This is a genomic window from Sphingomonas alpina, assembly GCF_014490665.1.
GTDB lineage: Bacteria > Pseudomonadota > Alphaproteobacteria > Sphingomonadales > Sphingomonadaceae > Sphingomonas > Sphingomonas alpina.
This window is the reverse complement of sequence record NZ_CP061038.1, coordinates 4,812,898-4,838,282: the sequence shown is the minus strand read 5'-3', so window position 1 is coordinate 4,838,282 and position 25,385 is coordinate 4,812,898. Positions and strand designations below refer to the sequence as shown.

The 25,385-nt window shown below is 64.1% G+C and carries 22 protein-coding genes; 7 read left to right on the top strand and 15 right to left on the bottom strand.

Annotation, left to right across the window (positions count from 1 at the left end; translation table 11 throughout):
• Positions 1 to 2: 2 nt before the first annotated feature.
• From ruvC to H3Z74_RS22770, 7 genes are all read right to left on the bottom strand, one after another.
• Positions 3 to 500 carry a crossover junction endodeoxyribonuclease RuvC gene (ruvC, locus tag H3Z74_RS22800; RefSeq protein WP_187761752.1) on the bottom strand — a complete coding sequence of 166 codons (498 nt, stop codon included), beginning with the start codon at positions 498 to 500 and terminating at the stop codon, positions 3 to 5.
• Between the two features lie 22 nt (positions 501 to 522).
• The gene (locus H3Z74_RS22795; RefSeq protein WP_187761751.1) at positions 523 to 804 is read right to left on the bottom strand and encodes a hypothetical protein; all 282 of its coding nucleotides are present in this window, start codon (positions 802 to 804) and stop codon (positions 523 to 525) included.
• A 294-nt stretch (positions 805 to 1,098) separates the two neighbouring features.
• On the bottom strand, positions 1,099 to 1,842 hold the full coding sequence (locus H3Z74_RS22790) for a YebC/PmpR family DNA-binding transcriptional regulator (RefSeq protein WP_187761750.1): 744 nt from the start codon (positions 1,840 to 1,842) through the stop codon (positions 1,099 to 1,101).
• Positions 1,843 to 1,972: 130 nt separating this feature from the next.
• On the bottom strand, positions 1,973 to 2,299 hold the full coding sequence (locus H3Z74_RS22785) for a heavy metal-binding domain-containing protein (RefSeq protein WP_187761749.1): 327 nt from the start codon (positions 2,297 to 2,299) through the stop codon (positions 1,973 to 1,975).
• Between the two features lie 42 nt (positions 2,300 to 2,341).
• Positions 2,342 to 2,581: a DUF2312 domain-containing protein gene (locus H3Z74_RS22780; protein ID WP_034160869.1), complete on the bottom strand. Its 240-nt coding sequence runs from the start codon at positions 2,579 to 2,581 to the stop codon at positions 2,342 to 2,344.
• A gap of 83 nt (positions 2,582 to 2,664) precedes the next feature.
• Positions 2,665 to 4,017 (bottom strand): metal-dependent hydrolase family protein, encoded by a 1,353-nt coding sequence (locus H3Z74_RS22775; protein WP_187764491.1) that lies wholly within the window; start codon positions 4,015 to 4,017, stop codon positions 2,665 to 2,667.
• Between the two features lie 85 nt (positions 4,018 to 4,102).
• Entirely contained in the window at positions 4,103 to 4,405 is a 303-nt protein-coding gene (locus H3Z74_RS22770) for a DUF1244 domain-containing protein (protein WP_390901776.1), read from the bottom strand.
• A 74-nt stretch (positions 4,406 to 4,479) separates the two neighbouring features.
• Here H3Z74_RS22770 and pyk point away from each other — a divergent pair, with 74 nt between their 5' ends.
• Positions 4,480 to 5,937 carry a pyruvate kinase gene (gene pyk / locus H3Z74_RS22765; RefSeq protein WP_187761747.1) on the top strand — a complete coding sequence of 486 codons (1,458 nt, stop codon included), beginning with the start codon at positions 4,480 to 4,482 and terminating at the stop codon, positions 5,935 to 5,937.
• A 26-nt stretch (positions 5,938 to 5,963) separates the two neighbouring features.
• Here the strand turns inward: pyk and H3Z74_RS22760 are convergent, their stop codons facing one another.
• Both H3Z74_RS22760 and ykgO read right to left on the bottom strand, forming a co-directional pair.
• The gene (locus H3Z74_RS22760; RefSeq protein WP_187761746.1) at positions 5,964 to 6,581 is read right to left on the bottom strand and encodes an HAD family hydrolase; all 618 of its coding nucleotides are present in this window, start codon (positions 6,579 to 6,581) and stop codon (positions 5,964 to 5,966) included.
• Entirely contained in the window at positions 6,582 to 6,707 is a 126-nt protein-coding gene (ykgO, locus tag H3Z74_RS22755; RefSeq protein ID WP_003046794.1) for a type B 50S ribosomal protein L36, read from the bottom strand.
• 160 nt (positions 6,708 to 6,867) lie between these two features.
• On the opposite strand from ykgO, the gene H3Z74_RS22750 reads away from it, so the two are divergent.
• The 5 genes from H3Z74_RS22750 to H3Z74_RS22730 all read left to right on the top strand — a co-directional run bounded on the left by H3Z74_RS22750 (position 6,868) and on the right by H3Z74_RS22730 (position 11,119).
• A complete protein-coding gene (locus H3Z74_RS22750) occupies positions 6,868 to 7,485 on the top strand; it encodes a DUF4136 domain-containing protein (protein ID WP_187761745.1) in 618 nt (205 codons plus the stop codon).
• The gene (locus H3Z74_RS22745) at positions 7,482 to 8,627 is read left to right on the top strand and encodes a M14 family metallopeptidase (RefSeq protein WP_187761744.1); all 1,146 of its coding nucleotides are present in this window, start codon (positions 7,482 to 7,484) and stop codon (positions 8,625 to 8,627) included. Before H3Z74_RS22750 ends, H3Z74_RS22745 begins: the two co-directional genes overlap by 4 nt.
• Positions 8,628 to 8,682: 55 nt before the next feature.
• A complete protein-coding gene (gpmA, locus tag H3Z74_RS22740; protein ID WP_187761743.1) occupies positions 8,683 to 9,369 on the top strand; it encodes a 2,3-diphosphoglycerate-dependent phosphoglycerate mutase in 687 nt (228 codons plus the stop codon).
• Positions 9,370 to 9,566: 197 nt separating this feature from the next.
• Positions 9,567 to 10,052, top strand: coding sequence for a 5-(carboxyamino)imidazole ribonucleotide mutase (purE, locus tag H3Z74_RS22735; protein ID WP_187761742.1), 486 nt, complete (start codon positions 9,567 to 9,569; stop codon positions 10,050 to 10,052).
• Positions 10,049 to 11,119 (top strand): 5-(carboxyamino)imidazole ribonucleotide synthase, encoded by a 1,071-nt coding sequence (locus tag H3Z74_RS22730; protein WP_187761741.1) that lies wholly within the window; start codon positions 10,049 to 10,051, stop codon positions 11,117 to 11,119. Before purE ends, H3Z74_RS22730 begins: the two co-directional genes overlap by 4 nt.
• A 434-nt stretch (positions 11,120 to 11,553) precedes the next feature.
• On the opposite strand, the gene H3Z74_RS22725 is transcribed toward H3Z74_RS22730, so the two are convergent.
• The 4 genes from H3Z74_RS22725 to H3Z74_RS22710 form a co-directional block, all read right to left on the bottom strand.
• Complete coding sequence (locus H3Z74_RS22725) at positions 11,554 to 11,856, bottom strand: hypothetical protein (protein ID WP_187761740.1); 303 nt, start codon at positions 11,854 to 11,856, stop codon at positions 11,554 to 11,556.
• 38 nt (positions 11,857 to 11,894) lie between these two features.
• Entirely contained in the window at positions 11,895 to 14,720 is a 2,826-nt protein-coding gene (locus H3Z74_RS22720; RefSeq protein WP_187761739.1) for a M16 family metallopeptidase, read from the bottom strand.
• A 97-nt stretch (positions 14,721 to 14,817) separates the two neighbouring features.
• Positions 14,818 to 16,974, bottom strand: a complete 2,157-nt coding sequence (locus H3Z74_RS22715) for a penicillin acylase family protein (RefSeq protein WP_187761738.1) — start codon at positions 16,972 to 16,974, stop codon at positions 14,818 to 14,820.
• Between the two features lie 94 nt (positions 16,975 to 17,068).
• Complete coding sequence (locus H3Z74_RS22710; RefSeq protein WP_187761737.1) at positions 17,069 to 19,450, bottom strand: TonB-dependent receptor domain-containing protein; 2,382 nt, start codon at positions 19,448 to 19,450, stop codon at positions 17,069 to 17,071.
• 240 nt (positions 19,451 to 19,690) lie between these two features.
• On the opposite strand from H3Z74_RS22710, the gene clpB reads away from it, so the two are divergent.
• Positions 19,691 to 22,270 (top strand): ATP-dependent chaperone ClpB, encoded by a 2,580-nt coding sequence (clpB, locus tag H3Z74_RS22705; protein ID WP_187761736.1) that lies wholly within the window; start codon positions 19,691 to 19,693, stop codon positions 22,268 to 22,270.
• A 455-nt stretch (positions 22,271 to 22,725) separates the two neighbouring features.
• On the opposite strand, the gene H3Z74_RS22700 is transcribed toward clpB, so the two are convergent.
• Together H3Z74_RS22700 and H3Z74_RS22695 are read right to left on the bottom strand one after the other, a co-directional pair.
• Positions 22,726 to 24,234, bottom strand: a complete 1,509-nt coding sequence (locus tag H3Z74_RS22700) for a putative 2OG-Fe(II) oxygenase (protein ID WP_229726748.1) — start codon at positions 24,232 to 24,234, stop codon at positions 22,726 to 22,728.
• Positions 24,231 to 25,385 carry an aspartyl/asparaginyl beta-hydroxylase domain-containing protein gene (locus H3Z74_RS22695; RefSeq protein WP_187761735.1) on the bottom strand — a complete coding sequence of 385 codons (1,155 nt, stop codon included), beginning with the start codon at positions 25,383 to 25,385 and terminating at the stop codon, positions 24,231 to 24,233. The genes H3Z74_RS22700 and H3Z74_RS22695 overlap by 4 nt, the downstream gene beginning before the upstream one ends.

Below are 25,385 nucleotides of genomic sequence, written 5' to 3'. Positions count from 1 at the left end.
GCTTATTTTGACGGGTCAGGAATACGCCGCGCCGACGCCAGATGATGCGCGTGGCAGATCGCCACCGCGAGCGCATCGGCGGCGTCGGGGCCATCGATCTTCACACCGGGCAGCAACCGGCCGACCATCGCATGGACCTGCGCCTTTTCGGCGGTGCCGGTGCCGACCACCGCCTTCTTGACCAGGCGCGGAGCATATTCGCCGACCTCGATGCCGCCGCGCGCCGCCGCGCACAACACGACGCCGCGCGCATGGGCGAGCTTCAGGGTCGATTGCGGGTTGGCGTTGACGAACACTTCCTCGGCCGCAGCGCCGTCGGGCGCATGGTCCGCGATCAGCGCGGAGATCAGCGCATCGAGATGCGCGAGCCGGCGCGGCAGCGACGCGGCGCTGTCGGTCTTCAGCCTGCCATTGGCGAGATGCGACAAGCGATTACCCTCGGCGCGAATCACGCCCCAGCCGGTCGTACCGAGCCCGGGGTCGAGGCCGAGAATGATCATGGCGTGCGCCGTGCCGGCACGATCAGAACCACATCAGGAATCGCGGATCCTCGTCCTCAAGCGTCTGCCCGCTGCGCACTGGCGCCGGCGCGGCGGCATAGATCGAATCGGCCCAGTCACCGGCGACCGTCGCAGTGCCGGGGCATTGTAGCGTCGACACGTCCTTGCCGTCGAGGCTCACATGAATCCCCGACCATGTCTTGCCCGGCGTCTCGGTATATTGGCCGCCCACCCCCTTGAAGACGATGTAATGATAGCGCCCCGCGGTGAAGCGGATGCTGTCCTGGCGCCCCCCCGCCGCCACCGGTGATGGTGCCGAGATGGATGTTGCTCCATTTCCCGTCGGTCGCGAGATCGATCGCCGGACGGTTCGCCGGTCCGTAGCGATAATGAACGGCGGTTTTCGATGCGCAAACACTGCCGACTGCTCGTGGGAAGCGGCAGGAATAGAGAATCGTCTCAGCCGCGGCGCACTGGCTTTCGCCACCGGCGCGTTCTGCGACCGGAGGGGCGGGGCAACCGCACCCGACAGCAGGAAGGGAACGAGGAGCAGGGTCACATGAAGCGCGCGCATCGTCGTCCCTTCTCCTTCGGCTGATTAACCCAGCTTCTCCATCACCTCGTCGGAGACTTCGTAATTGCCCCACACCGTCTGCACATCGTCGTCGTCGTCGAGCGTGTCGATCAGCTTGAACAGCAGGCCGGCATCGCCCTCCCCGACCTCGACCATGGTCTGCGGCCGCCAGGCGAGCTTGGCGCCTTCCGGTTCGCCGAGCACCGGAGTGATCGCTTTCACCACCTCGTGCAGCGAATCGTTGGCGGTCCAGATCTCATGGCCGTCCTCGGTCGACGACACATCCTCGGCGCCCGCTTCGAGCGCCGCCTCGAACACCGTGTCGGCATCGCCCGCGCCGGCCGGATAATTGATCAGGCCCATGCGGTCGAAGCCATGGCTGACCGATCCCGAAGCACCGAGATTGCCGCCATTCTTCGCCACCGCGGTGCGCACATTGGTCGCGGTGCGGTTGCGATTGTCGGTCAGCGCCTCGATGATCAGCGACACGCCGCCGGGGCCGAAGCCTTCGTAGCGGATCTCTTCATAGGTCTCGGCATCGCTGCGGCTCGCCTTGTCGATCGAGCGCTGGATATTGTCCTTGGGCAGCGACGCCGCCTTGGCCGCGTTGACCGCCATGCGCAGGCGCGGGTTCATGTCCGGATCGGGCAGACCCATCTTCGCCGCAACGGTGATTTCGCGGCTCAGCTTGGAGAAAAGCGAGCTGCGCTTCTTATCCTGCGCACCCTTGCGGTGCATGATGTTCTTGAACTTGGAATGGCCTGCCATGGTCGTCCTGATCGTCGTTCGGGCCGTTTCCGGGTCACGGCCGCGCTGAATGTCCTCACGGACTAGTGGAAAACAGCCTTGCTCGACAAGTCGGGGCTCGACAAGTCAGGCCTTTGGTCGGGCAACAGGGTCAGGCGTCGCTGACGGTCACCGCGGTGCCGGTCACCGACACCATCAGCATCGATCCCGACTTGCCGATCACCTGATAATCGACATCGATGCCGATGATCGCATTGGCGCCCTTGTCGCGCGCCTCCGCTTCCAGTTCCTGGAACGCCGTTTCACGCGAGGAACGCAACGGCTTTTCATAGGCGCCCGATCGCCCGCCGACGAAATCGCGCACGCCGGCGAACAGATCGCGAAACACATTGGCGCCGACAATGACCTCAGCCGATACGATGCCGTGATAGCGAGTCACGGTCTTGCCATCGAGCAGGCTGGTGGTGGTAAGGATCATGATCGGCGCTCCCTGATGCTGCGTTCCGGTCTATGGGCCGCCTTATACCAGACCGAGCGCGACCTTGTAGGTCTCGAGCAGCGCCTCGGCCTCGTCGCGATGGTGCTTCTCCATGCGGCGCAGGCGGACGATCTGGCGCATCGTCTTGGTGTCGTAACCGGTCGACTTGGCTTCGCCGTAAACATCCTTGATGTCGTCGGCGATGCCCTTTTTCTCTTCTTCGAGGCGCTCGATACGTTCGATCAGAAGGCGTAGCTGGTCGGCGGCGATAATGTCGCTCATGAGTGGGAATGCTCCGGTAGGATGAAATGATTTGAGGCGGGGCCTCTAAGCCATCGCCGGGCGCGGCTCAACCGGCCCTGCGATCAATTCGGTGGAAAAGCCTGGCGAACGCCACCGACCTTGACCGCGACACCGTGCCGCATGACGAAATCGACCTGTTCCAGCCGGGTCACATCGCCCAGTGGATCCTCAGTCACCGCGATGATGTCGGCGAACTTGCCCGGTTCGAGCGATCCGAGCGTGTCCTTGCGCCCGAGCAGATCGGCGGCATCGATCGTCGCAGCGCGGATCGCCGCGGCGGGCGTCAGACCGGCCTTGACCATCAGCGCGAATTCCTTCGCATTCTCGCCGTGCCGTGACACGCCGGTATCGGTGCCGAACGCGACCTTCACCCCGGCGGCAAAGGCGCGCCGGTGGCTTGCCGCGGCAGCGGCGGCCGCCGCCTCAGCCTTGGCGATCGTCGCGGGCGGCAATTGCCCGCCCCGCGCCTGCGCCAATGCCGAGATCGGCGCGATCATCGTCGGGACCAGCCAGGCATTGTGCTGCTTGAACAGCCGGATCGTCGAGTCTTCGATGAAAGTGCCATGCTCGATCGAATCGACTCCCGCCTCAAGCGCGGCCTCGGTCCCTTCGCGAGCATGGGAATGCGCGGTGGCCTTGCGGCCGAACGCGTGTGCCGTGTCGACGATCGCCTTCATCTCCTCGGGTGTCATCTGCCGCCCGAGTCCGCCTGCGACATTCGACAGGACGCCGCCGGTCGCGGCGAACTTGATCACCTGCGCGCCGAGCGAAATCTGCGCGCGCACCGCGCGGCGGCAATCGTCGGGGCCGTCACAGGTATTGATCTGATGCGCATGGACCGCGTCGGCGAATTCTTCGGCCAGCCCGTTGCTGCCATCGCCATGCCCGCCGGTGACGGAGATCATCTGCCCGGCATTGACGATCGTCGGCCCGGCCACCGCACCGGCCTCGACTCCGTCGCGCAGCGCACGGATGCCACGCGGATTGCCGCCCAGGTCGCGCACGGTGGTGAAGCCGGCTTCCAGCGTGACGCGCATATTCTTCTCGGCCTCGATCAGATCATCGCTGTCGTCGCGATTGAGTTCGCCGAGCCGTGCGCGCATCGGGTCGCCGCCAATGCCCCACAGATGTACGTGCATGTCGATCAGCCCGGGCAGGACGTAGCGATCCTTGAGGTCGATCACGCTGGCGTCCGCATCCGGCGCGGCAAAGCCGTCGCGCAACTCGACCACCTTGCCGTCGCGCACCACGATGGTGGTCGCACCGCGCGACGGCTGGCCGGGACGGTCGATGACATGACCGGCATGGATGAAGATCGTTCTGGGCGCCGGGGATGCCGGCTGTGCGGTCTGCGCCTGCGCCATAGTCGCCAGGCCCATCGCGAGGGCGATCGTCGAAACCAGCATCCTGTGCATTGTCATCCCCTGACCCCTTGATTGTCCGGACCGTATCGATCGGCCCTGAGGGTCAGCCCTAACCGGGTTTGGCGCGCAATCAACTCTACTGGCCGGCATTTTTTGCGACGCTGAGCCGCATCCGTTCAAGCTGCTCGGGCGTCGCCTCGGCTTGATGCTCGGCCTTCCACTGCGCATAGGGCATGCCGTAGATCGCTTCGCGTGCCTCGTCCTTGCTCAGCCGTCCTTCGCTGGCTTCCTCGACCCAGTCGGACAGGCAGTTGCGGCAGAATCCGGCCAGGCCCATCAGGTCGACATTCTGCGCATCGTCGCGGTGACGCAGATGCGCGACAAGCCGCCGGAACGCTACGGCAGCCGCGGCATCGTCGATCTGTTTAGTTTGCGACATTATCATTCTCCCGGTTGATCGGGCGGAGATAGGCTTTAGAGCCAAGGCCCGCAAAGCCCCGAGGACGCGAAGCAATGACCAAGGCCATCAGCCCCCGTTCGCGCAAGGTGCGCGTCCTCGCGACGCTCGGTCCCGCCAGCAACAGCGTCGAGATGATCGGCAAGCTGTTCGAGGCCGGGGCCGACGCGTTTCGCATCAATATGAGTCACGGCGATCAGGAATCGAAGATCGCGGTGATCAAGTCGATCCGCAGCCTCGAAAAGAAATATGGCCGCCCGACCACGATCCTCGCCGATCTCCAGGGCCCGAAGCTGCGCGTCGGCAAGTTCGAGGGCGGGCGCACCGAACTGGTCAAGGGCGCGATGTTCACGCTCGACCGCGACAAGACGCCGGGCGATGCGACTCGCGTCGAATTGCCGCACAAGGAAATTTTCGCCGCGATCGAGCCCGGCGCCCGGCTGCTGCTCGACGATGGCAAGCTGGTGCTGCGCGTGACCGAACATGATCCCGACCAGATCATCACCCGGGTCGAGGTCGGCGGCACGCTGTCCAACAACAAGGGGCTGAACGTGCCGGACGTGGTCGTGCCGATGGCGGCGCTGACCCCGAAGGACCGCAGCGACCTGGCCTTTGCGATCGACCAGGGGGTCGACTGGATCGCGCTCAGCTTCGTCCAGCGGCCCGAGGATCTGGCCGAGGCACGGCTGCTCATTCAGGGCCGGGCGGCGCTGCTCGCCAAGATCGAGAAGCCCTCGGCGATCGACCGTCTCGAGGAAATTGTCGAGCAATGTGATGGCGTGATGGTCGCCCGCGGCGATCTCGGCGTCGAATTGCCGCCCGAATCGGTCCCGCCGCTGCAGAAGCGAATCGTCGAAGTATCGCGGCGGCTCGGCCGGCCGGTGGTGGTCGCGACTCAGATGCTCGAATCGATGATCACCTCGCCCTCGCCGACCCGCGCCGAAGTGTCCGATGTGGCGACCGCAATCTATGACGGCGCCGATGCGATCATGCTGTCGGCGGAAAGCGCCGCCGGTGCCTGGCCGGTCGAATCGGTCGCGATGATGAATTCGATCGGCGTCGCGGTCGAAGGCGATCCGATGCATGGCGACCGGATCCATTTCACCGTCACCCGGCCCGACCCGACCACCGCCGATGCGCTGGCCGAGGCAGCAAAGAACATCGCCGCGACGGTTGGCGTGGCGGCGATCATCTGCTTCACGACGTCGGGCTCGACCGCCCGGCGCGTCGCGCGCGAGCGGCCTTCGGTGCCGCTGATGGTGCTCACGCCGAAGATCGACACGGCACGGCGGCTCGGCCTGTTATGGGGCACCCATGCGGTGCACACCCGCGACGTCGAATCGTTCGAGGACATGGTGGCCAAGGCCAAGCGCATGGCGCTGCGTCACAATATCGCCAAGGCGGGCGACCGCGTGATCGTGATCGCCGGCGTGCCGTTCCGCACACCCGGATCGACCAATGTGCTGCACGTGGTGCGCATCATCGGGGACGAGCTGAAGGGCTATACCGACTAATCCTTCCCGTTTCGGGGAGGATTAGGTCAGGCGAGCAGGCCGAGCCCCACCAGATCGTTCCGCAAGGTCACCGCGTCGGTGAACAGCAGGCCGATCATCCCGACATTCTGCGCGCCGACGATATTTTCTTCGCGATCATCGACAAACACGGCGTGATCGGGGCGTAACCCGAATCGCTCCAGCGCGAGATGGTAGATCGCCGCGTCGGGCTTGGTCAGCTTCTCGTCGCCCGACACGACGATGTCGCGGAACCGGTCGAAGATCGCCGCCTCGCGGTCGCGGAACGGCGGCCAGAACTCACCCGAGAAATTGGTGATCGCATACAATGGCACGCCGACCGCATCGAGCTCCTCGACCAGCGCCTGCATGCCCGGCAGCATGTGCGGGATCTGCTCGTGAAAATGCGGCCCCCATAGCGCGATCATGTCGGCATAATGGGGATGTTGCGCGCTCAACTCCGCCGATGTCTCCGCAAAGGGACGGCCGGCGTCGTGCTGGAAATGCCATTCCTTGGTCGCGACATCGCGCAGGAATGCATCGAGCGCCCGATCATCCTTGATCAGGCGCCCGTAAGGGACCCGCGGATCCCAATCATAAAGGACGTTACCGACGTCGAAGACGACGGCGGCCGGTCCGCTCGACAATTAGCCCTGGCGGGCCTTGAAGCGGCGATTCGTCTTGTTGATGACGTAAGTGCGCCCGCGACGACGGATCACGCGGTTGTCGCGATGACGGTCCTTGAGGGACTTCAGGGAATTGCGAATCTTCATGTCGAAACTTCTTCGATTCTGGTGGTGCCGGAAAGACGTGAGCGCCTATAGTCGGCTGCCGCCCAAGTCAAGGCGAACCGGCCGGGAAACTGCCGGGGGAACCGGCAGGGGGCGGTGAAGCGTTACACACATGCAACAATCGGCTTAAAGAGGCTCGCACATGAAGAACGTGGCATATGGACTGGCGATCGCGCTGGCGGCATCCTCTCTGGGCGCTTGTGCCACGACGACGGCGAGCGGCCCGGTTGAGGTCACCCGCTTCCATCTCGGCGCCCCGCTCGAGCACGGATCGCTTGCGGTCGAGCCGCTTGCCGGCGGCGGTGCTGCCAGCATCGAATTCAAGACCTATGCCGCGGCGGTGGAAACCGAACTGCTCCAGGCCGGCTTCACCACGCCGCCACAGGGCGCCACCGCGCAATATCTCGCGGTGGTCGGCTTTGCCCGCACCGCGCAGGATGTCGGGCCGGCGCGCTCGCCGGTCTCGATCGGCCTGGGCGGCGGGGTCGGCAGCGGCGGCTATCGCGGCGGCGGGGTCAGCCTGGGCGGCGGCATCTCCTTCCCGATCGGCAAACCCAAGACGCGCGAAATCGTGCTGACCGAATTGTCGGTGCAGATTCGCCGGCGCAGCGACGGCACCGTGATCTGGGAAGGCCGCGCCCAGACTGGCGCGGACGTACGCGCGGTCGATGCTCAGGCCAATGTCGCGGCGGGTAAATTGGCCAATGCGCTGTTCCGGGGCTTTCCGGGAGAATCGGGTCGCACTATCACGGTCAAATGAGCTCGACCCCAACGCCGATCCCGGCCAGCATCGCCATCAACGCCGCCTTTGACGGCGGCAACATCAAAATCGTCGCCATTGACGGGGACCGAATCGACCTGGAGATCGTGCGCGATCACCAGTCCGATTTCTACCAATGGTTCTATTTCCGGGTCGCCGGCGCCAAGGGTCGCAAGCTCAGCTTCCGCATCCTCAATGCCGGCGATTCGGCATATCCGCTCGGTTGGCCCGACTATAAGGCGCGCGTCTCGACCGACCGCGAGACCTGGCGCCAGACGCCAGCGCGCTATGCCGGTGGCGTGCTCGAATTCGACTGGACCGGCGAGACCGATCTCGTCTGGTTCGCTTATTTCGCGCCCTATACGATGGAACAGCACGATGCGCTGATCGCGCGCATGGCGCTCAAGCCGGGCATGACGCACCGCCAGCTCGGCACCACGATCGATGGCCGCGCGATCGATTGCCTCACGATCGGGCGCGGGCCGAAACAGGCCTGGCTCTATGCCCGCCAGCATCCCGGCGAATCGATGGCCGAATGGTGGATGGAAGGCGCGCTGGAACGGTTGACCGATACGACCGACCCGGTCACCGCCGAGCTGCTGTCCAAGGCGACCTTCCATGTCGTGCCCAACATGAATCCCGATGGGACGTTCCGCGGTCATCTTCGTACCAATGCGGTGGGCGTGAACCTGAATCGCGAATGGCACGAGCCTTCGCTGGAGCGCAGCCCCGAAGTGCTGTGCGTCCGCAATGCGATGGACGCGAGCGGCGTCGATTTCGCGATGGATGTCCATGGCGACGAAGCGATCGCCGCCAACTTCATCGCCGGGTTCGAAGGTATCCCGTCCTGGACCGATGCGCTGGGCGAGAAATTCTACGATTTCGGCCGCCGCCTCGCGGTCAACACGCCGGACTTCCAGACCGAGCTCGGTTACGGCAAGGCCGCACCGGGCCATGCCAATCTGAGCATGTCGACCAACCAGGTCGCTGAACGCTTCGGTGCGCTCAGCATGACGCTGGAGATGCCGTTCAAGGATCACGATGCCAACGCCGATGTCGAATTCGGCTGGTCGGCCGAGCGCAGCAAGAAGCTCGCGCACAGCTGCCTCGAAGTGCTCGCTGAGGTGATCGACACGCTCTGACCCATTGACGCCGTCACGCTGAACCGCGTTCGGAGTGACGTCTGTAAGGAATGCCATGCCCACTCTCGTCCTGATCCGCCACGGCCAGTCGTCGTGGAACCTCGAAAACCGCTTCACCGGCTGGTGGGACGTCGACGTGACCGAAAAGGGCGCGGAGGAAGCGCGCGCGGCGGGGCGGCTGATGGCGGAAAAGGGCCTGGATTTCGACCAGACCTTCACCAGCCTGCAGACCCGCGCGATCAAGACGCTCAATCTCGCGCTCGAGGAGATGGGCCGGCTCTGGCTGCCGGTCGAGAAGGACTGGCGCCTCAACGAGCGGCATTATGGCGGACTGACCGGCCTGAACAAGGCAGAGACCGCGGCGCTGCACGGCGACGAACAGGTCCATATCTGGCGCCGCAGCTTCGATATCCCGCCCCCGGTGCTCGAAGCAGGGAGCGAATACGACCTGTCGCAGGACCGCCGCTATGCCGGCATCGCCATCCCCTCGACCGAAAGCCTCAAGGACACGATCGCGCGCGTCCTGCCCTATTGGGAGGGCCGTATCGCCCCCGCGCTCAAGGCCGGGCAGCGCGTATTGATCTCCGCGCATGGCAATTCGCTGCGCGCACTGGTGAAGCATCTGTCGAACATTCCCGACGACGAGATCACCTCGCTGGAAATCCCGACCGGCCAGCCGATCGTGTACGAGCTCGATGCCGATCTGAGCGCAACCGACCGCTATTATCTGAGCGAGCGATAGCTCCACCCGTCCGCGCCATTCGACCAAGGAGGTTGTGTTCCCGCGAAGGTAAGGAGCGATCATTCGACTAATGCCGATCCTTCGACCGAAGAGATAAGCACCGAACAGGTACGGGCGAGGTACATCCTATATCCTGCCCGGTTGCCCTCCCCCGATCGCGCCGCTAGTCAGGCCCTTCCTTGGGACGGGGCACGGACATGGCGGATACGCCACTTATCGGCATCATCATGGGTAGCACGTCCGATTGGGAGACGATGCGCCATGCCGCCGACATCCTCACCCAGCTCGGCGTGGCACATGAAACCAAGGTCGTGTCCGCGCACCGCACTCCGAAACGCCTCTACGATTATGCGACCAGCGCCGCCGGGCGCGGCCTGCAGGTCATTATCGCCGGCGCCGGCGGCGCGGCACACCTGCCAGGCATGGCGGCGTCGATGACGCATCTGCCGGTGCTCGGCGTGCCGGTCGAAAGCGCCGCGCTCAAGGGCATGGATAGCCTGTACTCGATCGTTCAGATGCCCGGCGGAATCCCGGTCGGCACGCTGGCGATCGGCAAGGCGGGCGCGATCAATGCCGGCCTGCTCGCCGCCTCGATCCTCGCACTCGGCGATCTCGCCCTGAGCGAACGGCTTCAGGCATGGCGTACGGCGCAGACCGATGGCGTGGCGACCGACCCGGCATGACCGTCCTGCCCCCCGGTTCCACCATCGGCATCCTTGGCGGCGGCCAGCTCGGCCGGATGCTCGCGGTCGCCGCCGCGCAGCTTGGCTATAACACCCGCGTGCTCGCGCCCGATGCCGAAAGCGTCGCGGCGCAGACCGCGTCGAGCTTCACCCGCGCCGATTATCACAGCCGCATCGTGCTCGACGAATTCGCCGCCGCCTGCGACGTGGTGACCTATGAGTTCGAGAATATCGCGCTCGAACCGGTGGAATATCTTGCCGGCAAAGTACCGGTCCATCCCGCCCCGGCCGCGCTCGGCATCGCGCAGGATCGCGCGACCGAGAAGGCGTTCGTCGAGACGATCGGCGGTCGCACCGCCCCCTGGGCGGCGGTCGCGACGCTCGACGAGCTGAAGGCGGCGATCGACACGATCGGCTGCCCCGCGATCCTCAAGACGCTGCGGCTCGGCTATGACGGCAAGGGCCAGGTGCGAATCGCCGCGCCGGGCGATGCCGAGGCGGCCTGGCAGGCGATCGGCCAGCGCCCCGCGATCCTCGAAGGCTTCGTCACCTTCAGCCACGAATTCTCGATCCTGCTCGCTCGCAGTCCCGATGGATCGACCGTCAGCTACCCGCCGCCGTGGAACGAGCATAAGGATGGCGTCCTCGACCGCTCGACCCTGCCCGCCCCGGCCGAGATCGCCGCGCAATGGGACGAGGCGGCGGAGCTTGCCGGCCGCATCGCCGAGGCGCTCGGCTATGCCGGCATCCTGGCCTGCGAATTCTTCGCCGGTACGGACGGCCCGGTGTTCAACGAAATGGCGCCACGCGTGCATAATTCGGGGCACTGGACGATCGAAGGCGCCAATTGCTCGCAGTTCGAAAATCATATCCGCGCGATCTGCGGCCTGCCGCTCGGCGATACCGGCCTGACCGCGCCGAAGGTCGTGATGGACAATCTGATTGGTCACGACGCCGATCGCTGGGCCGAAATCCTCGCCGAGCCGGGCGCACATCTGCATCTCTACGGCAAGGAAACCCGCCCCGGCCGCAAGATGGGCCATGTCACGCGGCTCCTGCGCGATTAGAGTCCGGGGCCGGGGGCCCTCCGCCCAACGGCGATTCAATCAAACTACGGGGTGCTGCACTGTGACGGTCGGACACGACGCTGGTCAGGCGTTCTTGTCCCGCTCTTTCACATGGCTGCAAAGCGTCGGGCGACATCGCCCCTGTTTTGATGGAGACGGCCCCTGTTATTGCCCCTGTTCCGCCCCTGTTTTCATAACAGGGGCCGGCGCAGCCATGCTACTGAAAATGAACGCGTAATCCGGCGGTCAAATCCAACATAACAGGGGCGCGAAAATACACTGTCGAAAACAGGGGGTAACAGGGGCGAACAGGCGCGAAAGCGATGACGGCGGTCGATCAGCCCGGATCGAAAACGCGCCCATGAAAAAAGGGCCCGCCACATCGGTGGCGAGCCCTTCATTCACGTCAGCAGGCGGCCGATCAGGCCCCCCGATCAGGCGGCGCGCGTTCCCGTCAGCGGGAAGCTGCCGAACGCGCCGGCGCCGACATTGCCGGTGATCGTGTCGCCATCGACCGTGGCGCTGCAATCAAGCGTCATCGGCATCGGCACGACAATGCTCATCTTCCAGGTGATGGTGTTGCCATCGACACCGCCATCGGTGATTTCGACCGAACCCATCGCGCCAGTATTGCTGCCGGTCCAGCTATTGCCGTCGCTCTTCACGACAAGCGTGGCTTTCTGATCGCCAAGCGGCGACTTTACAACGGTATCCCAGGTGCCATCGACATCGGCCATTACGTCTCTCCCTCAACTCGAAACTGGTTGGTATCGGATCACTTCGCGCCCGCAATGGACGCGGCGGGCACCACCTCAACCGGCAACCCGAGGCTGTCAAGCTGGGGGCGGACCGTCTTGGCATCGCCGACCACCACCCAGATGAAGCTCTTGGGGTCAATTGTCGCGCGTGCCGCAGCGTCAAGTTCGGCCTGAGTCAGCGCACGATATTTTTGCGTGATGGTCGCATAATAATCGTCCGGGCGCTTGTAGAGGTCGTTGGTCTGCATCGCACCGAGCACATCGCCCGATGTTTCGAAGTTGCCGGCCAACTCCCGAGTCTTGCCGATGATCGTGCGGTCGAACTCGGCCTTGGTCAGCCCCTTGGTGGTCAGGAAGTCACCGACCTGCTGGCGGATCGCCGCGATCGACGCGCCGGTCTTGTCGGCCTGGACCGGCGCCGAGACAATATAAGGTGCGGCATTTTGCGAACGGCTGAAATTGCCCGACGCGCCATAGGTCCAATGCTTGTCCTCACGCAGGTCCATGTTGATCCGCGACAGGAAGCTGCCGCCGAGCGCATCATTGGCGGTGATCACGGGCAACAGCTCGGCCGTGCCCTTGAGGCTGTTGGGCGCGGCACCGAGAATCAACGACTGTGGCGAATCGGGGCGGTCGATCAGCAGTATCTTGGGTGCCGACGGCGCTGACACCGCGGTGAAATCCTTGACCCCGGGTGCGCCGACCCCCTTCCAGCTGCCGAAGCGCTGGTCGAGCGCGGCCTTGACCTCGGCGAGCGGACGATCGCTGACGACGAAGATCTTGGCCTTTTCCGGGCGCAGCCAGGCATGCTGGAACGCGACCAGATCGGCGCGCGTCAGCGCCGCGACCGCGACCGGATCGCCCCGTCCCGCCGACTTCGCATAGGGCGAGGCCGGACCATAGATGAGCTTGGGCAGCGCGCGGCCGGCCAGGCCGCCGGGATTGGTCAGCTCCGACGCGATTCCGGCAAGCTGCTGGTTCTTCAGCCGCGCCACTTCAGCCGGTGCAAATGCCGGGTTGAGCGTCACATCGGCGAACAGGTCGAGCGACGGGCCGAGATTGGTGCTCGGCGTCGAGAGCGACAAATAGGTCCGGTCGAGGCTGGCGCCCGTCCCGATCTCCGCACCGAGCCGCTCGCGCGCTTCGGCGATCGCGATCGAATCCTTGGTCGTCGTACCCTCATCAAGCATGCCGAGGGTCAGTTGCTGGGTGCCGAGCTTGGTCGCGGGATCGGCCGCGACGCCGGCGTCGAAGCTGATCACTGCGCGCGTGATCGGCACCGCATTGCGCTGCGCATAGATCAATTCGATGCCGTTTCGAAGCTTGGCGCGCTCGACCTTGGGGAAATCGAGATCGGCGATCGTGCCGACCGCCGGCATATCGCCGCGCGTGCCCTTGAACGGCGCGGCCTCGGCGACGTCAGGCTTTTCCTCGGCCGCCTTGGCTTCGTCATAGGCTGCACGCGCACCGGGCTCGATCGTCAGCGCATAGACTGGACGCGACAGCCATTTCGCGGTCACGGCCTTCACATTGGCCGGCGTCTCGGCGGCCAGCGTCGCAAGCTGTTTCTTGTAGAAACCGGGGTCGTCCGAATAGAGCGCGCCCTGCGCCAGAGCGACGGCCTTGCCCCCGAATCCGCCGACCGATTCCAGCCCTTCGATGCGGTCGCTGACCTCGCCGGTCGCGACCCGCTGCACCTCGTCGGCGGTCGGGCCGTTCTTGATGAAATCGGCAATGATCTCGTCGAGCCGCTTGGCGACCAGCGCCGGATCGACGCCGGGACGGACATCGGCACTGACTTCGAACATGCCGAGTTGAGCGAAGGTCTGGTTGCCCGCCGTCACCGCGACCGCGAGCTTCTCCTTGCGCACCAGCGCATTGTCGAGCCGCGAGCTGGCAAGCCCGCCCAGCACGCTGGCCGCGACATCGAGCGCGGTCGCATCACTGCTGTCGAGGCCGGGCACGACCCAGGTGCGCATGATGCGCGTCGTGGCAACGCGATCCTTCATCACCTCGACCTTGGGCGCGGACAAGGTCGGCACGGGCGCCACCGGGCGCACGGTCTTCTGACCTGCCGGGATTGCGCCGAAATACTTCTCGATCAGCGGCCTGGCAGTCGCGACGTCGACATCGCCGGCAAGCACGACGATCGCGTTGCTCGCGCCATAATGGTCGCGGAACCAGTTCTTCACATCGTCCAGGCTGGCGGCATCGAGATCGGCCATCGAGCCGATCGTGTCATGACCGTAAGGGTGATCGGGGGAGAACAGAGCCGCGGTCTTGGCGTAATCGACCAGGCCATAGGGCTGGTTGTCGCCCTGGCGCTTTTCGTTCTGCACCACACCGCGCTGCACATCGAGCACGCGCTGAGTGATCGCGCCGAGCAGATAGCCCATCCGGTCGCTTTCCAGGAACAGCGCGCGTTCCAGCGCCGGGGTCGGCACGGTCTCGAAATAATTGGTCCGGTCGTACCAGGTGGTGCCGTTATAGTCGGTCGCGCCGACCTGTTTCAGCGGCTCGAAAAAGTCGCCCGGTGCATTCTCGCTGCCGTTGAACATCAGATGCTCGAACAGATGGGCAAAGCCGGTCTTGCCCTTGGGCTCGTGCTTCGACCCGACATCATACCACACCGACACCGCGACGACCGGCGCCTTGCGGTCCGTATGGATGATGACGCGTAAGCCGTTCTTGAGCGTGAATTCCTCGTACGGAATATCGACTTGCTTGACGAGATCCGCCACCGGCGCGGGCTTGGCGATTGCCGCCGCCTGAGGAGCCGCGAGCGCGGGGGTTGCGAGCGCGAACAGCGCCACGCCGGAAAGCGCGAGAATCTTGGCAGTCATTGGGGAGAAAATCCTTGGCTTAAGACCGTTGTGTGACACTATAACACCCAAACGATCCGGCGCAATCGCAAGGGCCCGTCGTTTCGATCCGATCCGGTTAGGGTCGATAGACCCGTTCGACATGGCCGCGCAGCGATGCCGGCGCGAAGCGGACCGGTTTGAGCTTGTGCGCCACGAACAACGGCGCCTGATCGGCATAATGCGGCGAATTGGGCCGCGTGGTCGCCGCGCCATAGGGCTGGATCGAGTCGGAGCGCACGCGCCCTGCCTTGTCCCATTCGATGAACATCACAAAGCTGTCGCCATGGTTGACCACCAGCCGCCCATCGGGCGCCTCGTCCCAGGTCGATGCGGCGCGCAGCACATCGGGCGCGCCGTCGAGCGGCAGATCGACCTTGCCCTGGCGCAGCCGGAGCACGGTGCCGAGCGGCGGATCAAGCCGGCCGAAATGCGTCGTCAGATAGGCTGCGGCCGTACCCAGTTCCACGCGCGGATCGAGCCGCGGCGCGCGGCGATAATGCCATTTCTGCCCCGCGCGCAGCAGGATCGCGGCCAGCGCATCGGCCGGGCCCTTGCCGTCGAAATTCCAGTCCCATTTCACCATCAGCGCCTTGGCGTCGGCAATGGCGCGATCACCCTTCGGATCGACCGCCGCCAGGTCGGCATACCATTTCGCCGCCCAGCCGAGCCGGCTCACGCCGGTGTCGAACTTGATCCGTTCCAGATCGGCGCGGCTGATCGATCCATCCGCCCCCATCAATTCGATCGCCCGCGTACCCCGATTGGTCGTGTCGGTTTCGATGCCGAGCAGCGGCGAGTAATCGCTCGGGCGGATCTCGGACCCCGCCCCCGCCGCCTGATAGGGCGTGTTGTTGGCGTTGATCAGAAAGCCCGACGCCGGGTTCACGTTGCGCGGCACCTTATCCCAGGGCACCGTTCCCGCCATCAGGTCGCGCGACGTATCGCCCGGCAGGACGGTGGCATAATCAAAGCCCGGCTTCCGGTTGGGGAAGCTCGCATTGTAGAAATAGGCGATGTTCCCCTTGGCATCGCCATACAGGAAATTGGTCGCCGGCACGCCCTGGATCGCCAACGCCTTCTGCCATTCGGAGAAATCGCGCGCCTTGGTCAGGCGGTAATATTCCTCGATCATCCGCACCTGGTCGGCGCCTGCATAACGCATTGCGAACGCGCCGTTCTTGTTGACGATGACCGGTCCCTGCACCGCGCGGTACACCAGCTTCGGGATCGGCAGCACGAACGGCCCGACCTTCACATGCAGCCATATCCGCGTGCGTTGCAGCGGCAGCCATTTCCCGTCGAAGCGATACTGGGTGCCGGCCGAATCGAGCACCAGCTTGTAGACATCGGTCAGGTCGGGCCGGTTGACCGTATTGGTCCATCCAAGCGTCTCGTTATGCCCGAGCACGGGAAACGGCACGCCGGGAAAGGTCGCTCCGGCGAAGTTCCAGCCCTGTCCGGAATGCACCACGAGCTCATACCAGGTAACCGGTCCGCGCCAGGGCTGATGCGAGTTCGACACGAGGCGCGTGAAGCCGTCGGACGAACGTTTGGGTGCGACGATGAACGCGTTCGAGCCATTCGAATTTTCCTCCCCGGCACTCGAGGCCCCCGCCGGAATCGTCGCGGGATCGGGTGAATCCGGCGTCGGCCCGGCGCTTTCCTTCGGCAATGGCATGTCGCCCGACAAGGCGCCCAGCACCTGATCGAGCCCGAAGAAGAACGGGGTCCTCAGCACGAAGCCGGTGGCGATATCGCGTCCATCGACCGGGAAGAGCCGGGACAGGCGCACTTCGTCGGGATGACGCTCGGCGTAGCGGTTCAGCCCGGACGCATAGCCATCGAGCAGGGCGCGGATATCAGCGGGCTGCTTCGCATAATCGCGATCCACGGTCGCGCGCGCGCCGAGCAGGTGCAGCGCATAATCGACCTTCGCGCCGTCCGCGCCGAGCATCGCGCCGAGCCGCCCGCGCGACATCGCGACCGCTTCCTGCAGCGTCGAGAAATCATCCTCGGCATGGGCATAGGCGACGCCGTACGCGACATCCGCATCGGTCCTGCCGAAGATATGCGGGACACCGAAATCATCGCGCGCGATGACGCTGTCATAGCGGTGCGGCGGTGGCGGCGCGGGCGCTCCGGCAAGGAGCGGCTCCCACACGGCAAGCCCGATCGCGACCAAGCCGAGCAGCGCGGCCAAACCGAGCGCACCGAGCTTCAAGACTTTGCGCATGCCGCCCTCCCCGCTTTTTTGTTGCGGGCAGGGTACAGCAGGCGGGGTGCTTCTCAACCCCTCCCGACGCGGGAGGGGTTGAGAAGGCCAGACCTTAGAGTCCGGTCTTGAGCGTCACGAACACCTGTCGCGGTGCGCCGATCAGCAGCGTCTGGCTGTCGCCCTTCTGGACGAAACCGTTCGAGCCGATCGTCGCGATATAGTCCTTGTCGAGCAGGTTGGCGCCGTTGACCTGCAGTTCGACCTGGCGGTCGCCGGCGACCTTCAGCCGCACGCCGACCGTCGCGTCGAACAGCACCCGCGCCGAAACGGACTGATCGTTGCTGTAGGAGAAATAGCGCTTGCTCATATAGTTCGCGCCAAGCCGGCCGAAGAACAGGTTGCTGTCATAGGTCAGCTCTCCCGATGCGATGTGCTTGGGCGCATCGACCACGGTCTTGCCTTTGATCCCCACGCCGCCGACCAGCGAACCATCGGCGTTGAAGACATCGTTGCGATAGGTCGAGTTGTTATAGGCATAGGATGCGAACGCCCCGAACCCGCCGGGCAGCTTGACCTGGCCGGTCGCTTCGATGCCATAGGAGCGCACCCCGCCGACATTCTGCAGGATCGCCGGATTGCCAAGGATCCCCGCGCCATTGGCGAACGCCAGCAAGCGGTTGCGGAAGTTGATATAATAGGTGCTGAGCGACCCGGTGAAGATGCCCGAACGTCCACGCACACCGAGTTCATAGGTGTCCGACGATTCGGGCTTGAGATCGCCGAGCTTGTTGAAGCCGGCCTGGCTGGTGGCCAGCGGCCCGCTAGTGGCCGCCGCGACGAACGCGCGGGTCACCTGAGTGAAGCCGCCGAACAATTCGGCGCGCTCGCCCAGCTTGTAGGTGAAGCCGGCATGCGGCTGGAACCAGTCGGTGGTCTTGACCTTGCCGGTCGCAAGCGGACCGGCGAGGATCGCGTCGGAGCTGCCGCGAACGTCGAAGCCCTTCCAGCCCAGATTGATGGTCAGATCGCCGATCGGGATCTTGTCCTCGACATAATATTGTACGGTATCGGTCTTGTAGCGCAGGTCCCATTGCGTCGCGAACGCGCCGTTCTGAAACTCGAGCGCATTGCGCGTCGGCACGGTCCGGCTGTCGAGCCCGTAGAAACGGCGTGCCTGACGCAGGTCGTTGCGCTCGTACCAGCCGCCGACGGTGATGTCGCCAAACGCACCCAGATCGGTGCCGAGCGAGCCGAATACGCCCTTGCGATGCATGTTGTATTCGGTCGTCCGCACCGAAATCGGCACGCCGGAGGGCGATGGGACATAGGGCGTGAACCAGATGCCCTGGCCGCGATTGTCGTGATAATAGGCCTTGAACTGGCCATGGACCTTCGCGTCCTTGCGGGTCTCGATGCCAAGCGAGGCGACATAGTCGTTCCGCAGGCCGGCCGCATCGTAATAAGCGTCGTCAATGGAGCCGAATGGAGCAGGGAAAGCTTTCCCTGCGGCGGGGTTGGAAGGAGCAAGCCCGGTGATATCCGACAGGCCGTCGCCGCCCGGTGCGCCGGTCGTGTTGTTCACATTATCGATATTGTTCGCGACATCGGCGACCCGCACGGCGAGCGGAAACTGGCCGGTGATATTGTCCCAGCGATAGCCAAGCCGCTTGATCATATCGAGCGACATGTCCTGATAATCTTCCTCGCGGCGCTCCGAATAGTTGAACGTGCCCACAAGGCGCAGGTCGGGCGTGATCGGTGCGATAGCCTTGGCGTTGACCTGGTTCTGGCGCTGTGCGCCGCGGCCCTTCCACTTGCCGGTGTCGAGATGGCTGTACGACACATAGGCGCTGGGCCCGTTGTCACCGAGCTGGCCAGTGTCGAGCCGGCCAAAGGCGTGGACCGTATTGTTGCTGCCATAGCTGCCGTCGAGCGACAGGCCGAAATCCTGCTTCGGATCGGACGAGAAGAATTCGATCGTACCGCCAAGATTGTTGGTCGCCTGAGTCCCGATCGAACCCGACCCCTGCGACACCCGTGTCTCGCCGATATTCTCGGAGCTGATCGCGCGGCTGATATGCAGGCCGTTGGTATTGCCATAGGTCCCGTCGCCAAGCGGAATGCCGTCAAGCGTGAAGCCGAGCTGATTCTGATTGAAGCCGCGGATCGACACGCGCTGCGACCATTCATAGGCGCCGAAGGGATCAGCGGACTGGAAGTTCACGCCGGGCAGCTTCTGGATTGCTTTGAGCGGGCTGGTACCCGGCGTCAGGATCGCAATGTCATCCTGGCCAAGGCGCTGCACCTGACGGGTCTCGCCGCGACCGATGACGATGATGTCGCCCTCGGCGGCATTTGCGTCCGGCTCTGCAAGGGTGGTGTCGACGGCGGGGGCAGCCGGCGCGGCGGCGACATCGTCACTGACGGCAGCAGTAGCAGCAAGCGGCCAGCCGAGCGCAGTGCCGGCGAGCAAGCAAGCGGTGAGAACACGCATTATGAAATCCCCTTAGGCAGAACGAGGCGCGCAACTGCGCGTCGCCCGCCGCCTAGGCGTTGTGCGTTGCACAATTACGCAGGCGTGATGACAGTTCGATGCCAGTCTCATGGCGTATTCGAGACACCTTGCGGCGCGCGGCGCGTTACGCTCCAATCATCACGGCAAAGCTGCGGCCGGGCGGGTTGTGTTGCATAAGTGCAACACTATATCGCACGAGCAAGTGGAGATGGGAGCAACATGAACCTCGAGAAATTCACCGACCGCGCCAAAGGCTTCCTCCAATCGGCGCAAACCGTCGCGATCCGCATGAGCCACCAGCGGATCGCACCCGAGCATTTGCTCAAGGCACTGCTTGAGGACGAACAGGGCATGGCCGCCGGGCTGATCACGGCGGCGGGCGGTGATGCGAAGCGCGCGGTGAGCGAAACTGACCTCGCTTTGTCGAAAATCCCTGCCGTGTCGGGCGGTGGCGCGCAGCAGACGCCGGGCCTCGACAATGACGCGGTGCGCGTGCTCGACCAGGCCGAGCAAATCGCCGCCAAGGCGGGCGATAGCTTCGTGACGGTCGAGCGGCTGCTGGTCGCACTGGCCCTGTCGCTCAACACGGCGGCGGGCAAGGCGCTGCAGGCGGCGGGCGTTCGCGCCGATGCGCTCAACACCGCGATCAACAATGTGCGCGGCGGGCGGACCGCCGATTCCGCGGGCGCCGAGGACCGTTTTGACGCGCTGAAGAAGTTCGCCCGCGACCTGACTCAGGCTGCGCGTGACGGCAAGCTCGACCCAGTGATCGGGCGCGACGAGGAAATCCGCCGCACGATTCAGATCCTCGCACGCCGCACCAAGAACAACCCGGTGCTGATCGGCGAACCCGGCGTCGGCAAGACCGCAATCGCCGAAGGCCTTGCGCTGCGCATCGCCAATGGTGACGTGCCCGATACGCTGAAGGACCGCCGCCTGATGTCGCTCGACATGGGCAGCCTGATCGCCGGCGCGAAATATCGCGGCGAGTTCGAGGAACGGCTCAAGGGCGTACTTGACGAGGTGAAGTCGGCCGAGGGCGACATTGTGCTGTTCATCGACGAGATGCACACGCTGATAGGCGCGGGCAAATCCGAAGGTGCGATGGACGCATCGAACATGATCAAGCCGGCACTGGCGCGCGGCGAACTGCACTGTGTCGGCGCGACCACGCTCGACGAATATCGCAAGCATGTCGAAAAGGACCCGGCACTGCAGCGGCGCTTCCAGCCGGTGTTCGTCGGCGAGCCGACGGTCGAGGACACGATCTCGATCCTGCGCGGGCTGAAGGAGAAATACGAACTGCATCACGGCGTGCGCATCACCGATGCGGCGATCGTCGCCTCGGCGACGCTCGGCAACCGCTACATCACCGACCGTTTCCTCCCCGACAAGGCGATCGACCTGATGGACGAGGCGGCGAGCCGAATCCGCATGGAGGTCGAATCCAAGCCGGAAGAGATCGAGACGCTCGACCGGCGCATCATCCAGCTCAAGATCGAACGCGAGGCATTGAAGCGCGAGAGCGACGCTGCGTCGCGCGACCGGCTTGCCGCGCTCGAAGGCGAACTCGCCAATCTTGAGCAACAATCGGCCGAACTGACCACGCGCTGGCAGGCAGAGAAGGACAAGATCTCGGCCGAGGCGAAGATCAAGGAAAAGCTCGACGCGGCGCGGCTCGAACTTGAACAGGCACAGCGCGCTGGCGACCTCGCCAGGGCGGGCGAGCTGTCCTACGGCACGATCCCGCAATTGCAGCGCCAGCTCGACGAAGCCGCGGGCGCGACCAAGGGCGCGATGCTGCGCGAGGAAGTGACCGCCGACGACATCGCCGCTGTGGTCAGCCGCTGGACCGGCATTCCGGTCGACCGCATGCTCGAAGGCGAACGGGCGAAACTGCTCGGCATGGAAGAGGCGATCAGCAAGCGCGTGATCGGCCAGCAACAGGCGGTCCATGCCGTCTCGACCGCAGTGCGCCGTGCGCGCGCCGGACTGCAGGAGGCGAACCGTCCGCTTGGCTCCTTCCTGTTCCTCGGCCCGACCGGCGTCGGCAAGACCGAGCTGACCAAGGCACTCGCCGAATTCCTGTTCGACGATCCCTCGGCGATGGTGCGTATCGACATGAGCGAGTTCATGGAGAAGCACGCAGTCGCTCGGCTGATCGGCGCACCTCCCGGCTATGTTGGTTATGAAGAAGGGGGCGTTCTAACCGAATCGGTTCGCCGTCGGCCTTATCAGGTCATTTTGTTCGACGAAGTCGAGAAGGCGCATGGCGATGTATTCAACATCCTGCTTCAGGTGCTCGACGATGGCCGGCTGACCGACGGGCAGGGCCGTACGGTCGATTTCTCCAACACGCTGATCATCCTGACCTCGAATTTGGGCAGCCAGTATCTCACCAACCTGGCCGATGGTCGGCCAGTGAGCGATGTCGAACCGCAGGTGATGGAAATCGTGCGCGGGCATTTCCGCCCCGAATTCCTCAACCGGCTCGATGAGATCATCTTGTTCCACCGCCTCGGCCAAAGCGAGATGGCACCGATCGTCGATATTCAGGTCGGCCGGATCGGCAAGCTGCTCGCCGACCGCAAGGTGACGCTGGATCTGACCGAGGCGGCACGCGCCTGGCTGGGCCGGGTCGGTTATGATCCGGTCTATGGCGCGCGGCCATTGAAACGGGCGGTGCAGCGTTACCTGCAGGATCCGCTCGCCGACCTGATCCTGCGCGGCGAGGTGAAAGACGGCGCGGCGGTGAAGGTCGATGAAGGCGATGGCAAACTTGAGTTGACGATCGGCTAGCGCAGTCGCGCGAGCGCCTCAGGGAGTGCTGGACGAGAGAACTGCCGGGATCGTAAATCGCCCCGGCAGTTCTCGTGATCCGAGAGGCTCAACAGCCCGCTTGCCTCTGGCACGAACCGACCTGAGTTTGCTGGACCATCGCACGATCATTTTGACGTTGGGCGGCCCATTCGCTCCGCGTCTTGCAGACCCGTCGCACCGCAAGACGGCTTCCGAGTACCTCTTCCTTCTGGCAGACGACCTCGTTTGGATCATTCTTTTTCCTGGCATCTGAAGGCGTGCCCTCCTTCGCCATCGCGGGTGTGGTCAGTGCGAAGCTGACCAGCAACCCAAAAACGGCCCGCCGAGCGACATGGTTCACTTTCTATCCTTTCAAGGCTGAAGAGTTGCTTTGAAACTATAACAGACGAAAGTGAAAACCCAGACTTTTCGAAACGACAACCCCGATCCCTGGCCTAACGCGGTGGCGCGACGTCGAAGGCGATGGTCAGTCTCTCCCCTTGCGCAAAGCGTCGCGTACCGTGCCACATCCAGGAGGGGAATAATATCAGCTGTCCCTCGCGGGGTTCGATCATTCGTCGCGGCGGTAGATCAAGGCCAAGCGCCGCCGGAGGCTCGCCAAGCACCAGCCAACCAGCATGGGCAGACTCATCCGGCTGGCGCCGGGGAAGCGAGACATAGAGCGCCGAACTGATCCAGCCCTGAGGATGGACGTGATTGGAATGGTGCCCGCTTGCCGCGAGCCGAACCGACCAGCTGCCAGCAAAGCGCACGCGGCGATCGCGACGACCAGCCAGGAGCGGGTGCGAAGGATCGGGCGGTGGAAGTTGGGCAATATAACGCGTCACAGCCTGCGTTATGGCATCGCGTGCGGTACGGATTATCGGCTCGATACGACTGAGCAAAGGCCCGTCCGTCTGGGTCCCGCCACGAACTGACTGATCCAGATACTCCCCCTTTGCGACATGCAGCGATCGCAGCAGTGCAGCAAGCTGTTCAAGCGGAGGTAGATTCCGCTCAAGATCCATCACCGTCACAAACCGAGAGTCGTTTTCCAGCCATTCGCCCCGGGAGTCTCCGGTCAGGCGCCACGTTGCAGCGGCATAAGGCCAGACGGCAGTCGCGCGCTCCGTCATCAGTTCATTATCGATCAGCCGCGATGCCCATTCAGCCCGTCCGCTTCGCAGCAGATGACGAATTCGCCATATGGCAAGCTTTGATTCCATGGCAGAGGCGACGTCGAACAACGTATCCGCACGCTCTTCGTCGCCGAGTTCGGCCGCAGCAATTGCTCTGTACTCGGCGCAGAACGGGTCGGCTTGTCCGGCTTTTTCCGCTGCGTTCACCCGGTCGGCAAGGGTCGCATAATCCTCACGGCGCAGATGGAGGTCAAAGAGAGCATACCACAGCGCGCTTTCGCCGGGCTGCGCCGCCAGCGCTCGCATCAAGGATGTTTCCACAGCCTGGGGCTGACCCAGCATTGAGCGAAGTTGCGCGAGCTGCGTATGCCCCTCAATCCACATTGGCGATCGAATGAGGATCGTATCGAGAGCCGCGGCCGCTTCCTCGCCGCGTCCCATGGCCATACGCGCTGCGGCAAGGCCAAGGACCATATCGCCCGCCATCGGAGCGAGGCGGCACGCCCGTTCAAAGAGAGCGATGGCATCGAGACCCGCCTCGAACGTTACCTGAGCATGGCCACGGGCAATACTGACGTCAGAAGGCGCCAGCCTGACCGCTTGCCCAAACGATTGTAGTGCAGCTTCGTGCTGGTCCAGCGCTCGTTGCAACAGGCCAGTCCATTGCCATAAACGGGCATCCATCGAACCCCGCGCTGCCCGTTCGAGCAACGGTAATGCGCGCTCTTCCTCACCTGCATCAAGTGCCAGCCCGGCCAGATCGGCGAGACTGTCTCTATTGAATCGACCATTGAGAATCGATGCGAGCCGAACCTCGAAAGTCACAGGCCAACCGCCGATACTCCGTCTTCGGCAGCGATAAGCGCCGCGATCGCCTCACGCTCGATAGTGCTGAGATCGGGGTGCCAAATATCGCAAATGAAGACGATGCGAAGCTGATCGGTTGGATTCGCCGCTTCATGCTCAATGGTGTCGTCGAATATAAAGGCTTCTCCACGCTGCCAGTGTCGCCGTTCGGCACCGACACGAAACCAGCAGCCTGCCGGCACAACGAGCGGAAGATGGCAGACCAGCCGTCCATTGTTGATGCCGACATGCGGTGGAATCTGGGTCCTTGGCGCAAGCAGCGAAAACATCGCATTGGGCGAGGCACCCGGTATCACTGGCTGGGGAAGTCGTTCGAGCAGTTCGAGAGTGCGCGGACAATGGCGGGAGTTGGCCTCGACCTTATGACCGTTCTTCCATAGGTGAATGGCCGTCCAATCGGCATTGTGGTTCAAGGGCCGCCATTGCTGAAGCGGAAGGTGGTCCGCGTATTGGATGTATGGCACAAGCTCAGCGCGCTCGGCCGACATGACTGCTTCCAGCTCGGCAACGATGATTCGGGTTTCCGCTTCGAGCTCGGCCAGCCATGGGAACAGTGTGCGGGGATGGAATTCGCGCTCAACCAGACCTGGAAAATGAAAATGGGTCGGCTCACTGTGAAAATGTCGTGTGCGGCGCAGCGCATTGCTCCTGAAACGCGCGATGCGTTTCCGCTCCTCGTCATCCGCTTGTTGCTCAGCAACGGCCATCGCGGCTTCCAATCGCTGCTCGCGCGCATCGAGCCAGGCAGCGTGCCGACGCTCCCCCTCCGCAAGTACCGCGGCCATCTGCGGCGGTAACTGACCATCCGGCTTCTGGGCAAGGGCATGGCCCCAAGCCTCCCCCGCCATTGGATCCCCCGCTCGATCCAATAGCCCGGCTCGCATGAGAAGCGCGGTAAAATCCAGTGGGGAGAGAGAGAGTGCGCGATGCACGGCATCGAGCGCGACGCCGAACTGGCCGATAGCACGGCTGACCCCGGCTAGTTTCAAGAAGATCGACAGATCCTCCGGCTGCGCCAGAGCCGCTTCGCGCAACAGCTTCTGAGCTCGGGTAAAGTCCTGCGCGGCTAGAGCCCGATCAGCCTCCCCCAGAAGAGATGCCAAGCTCAT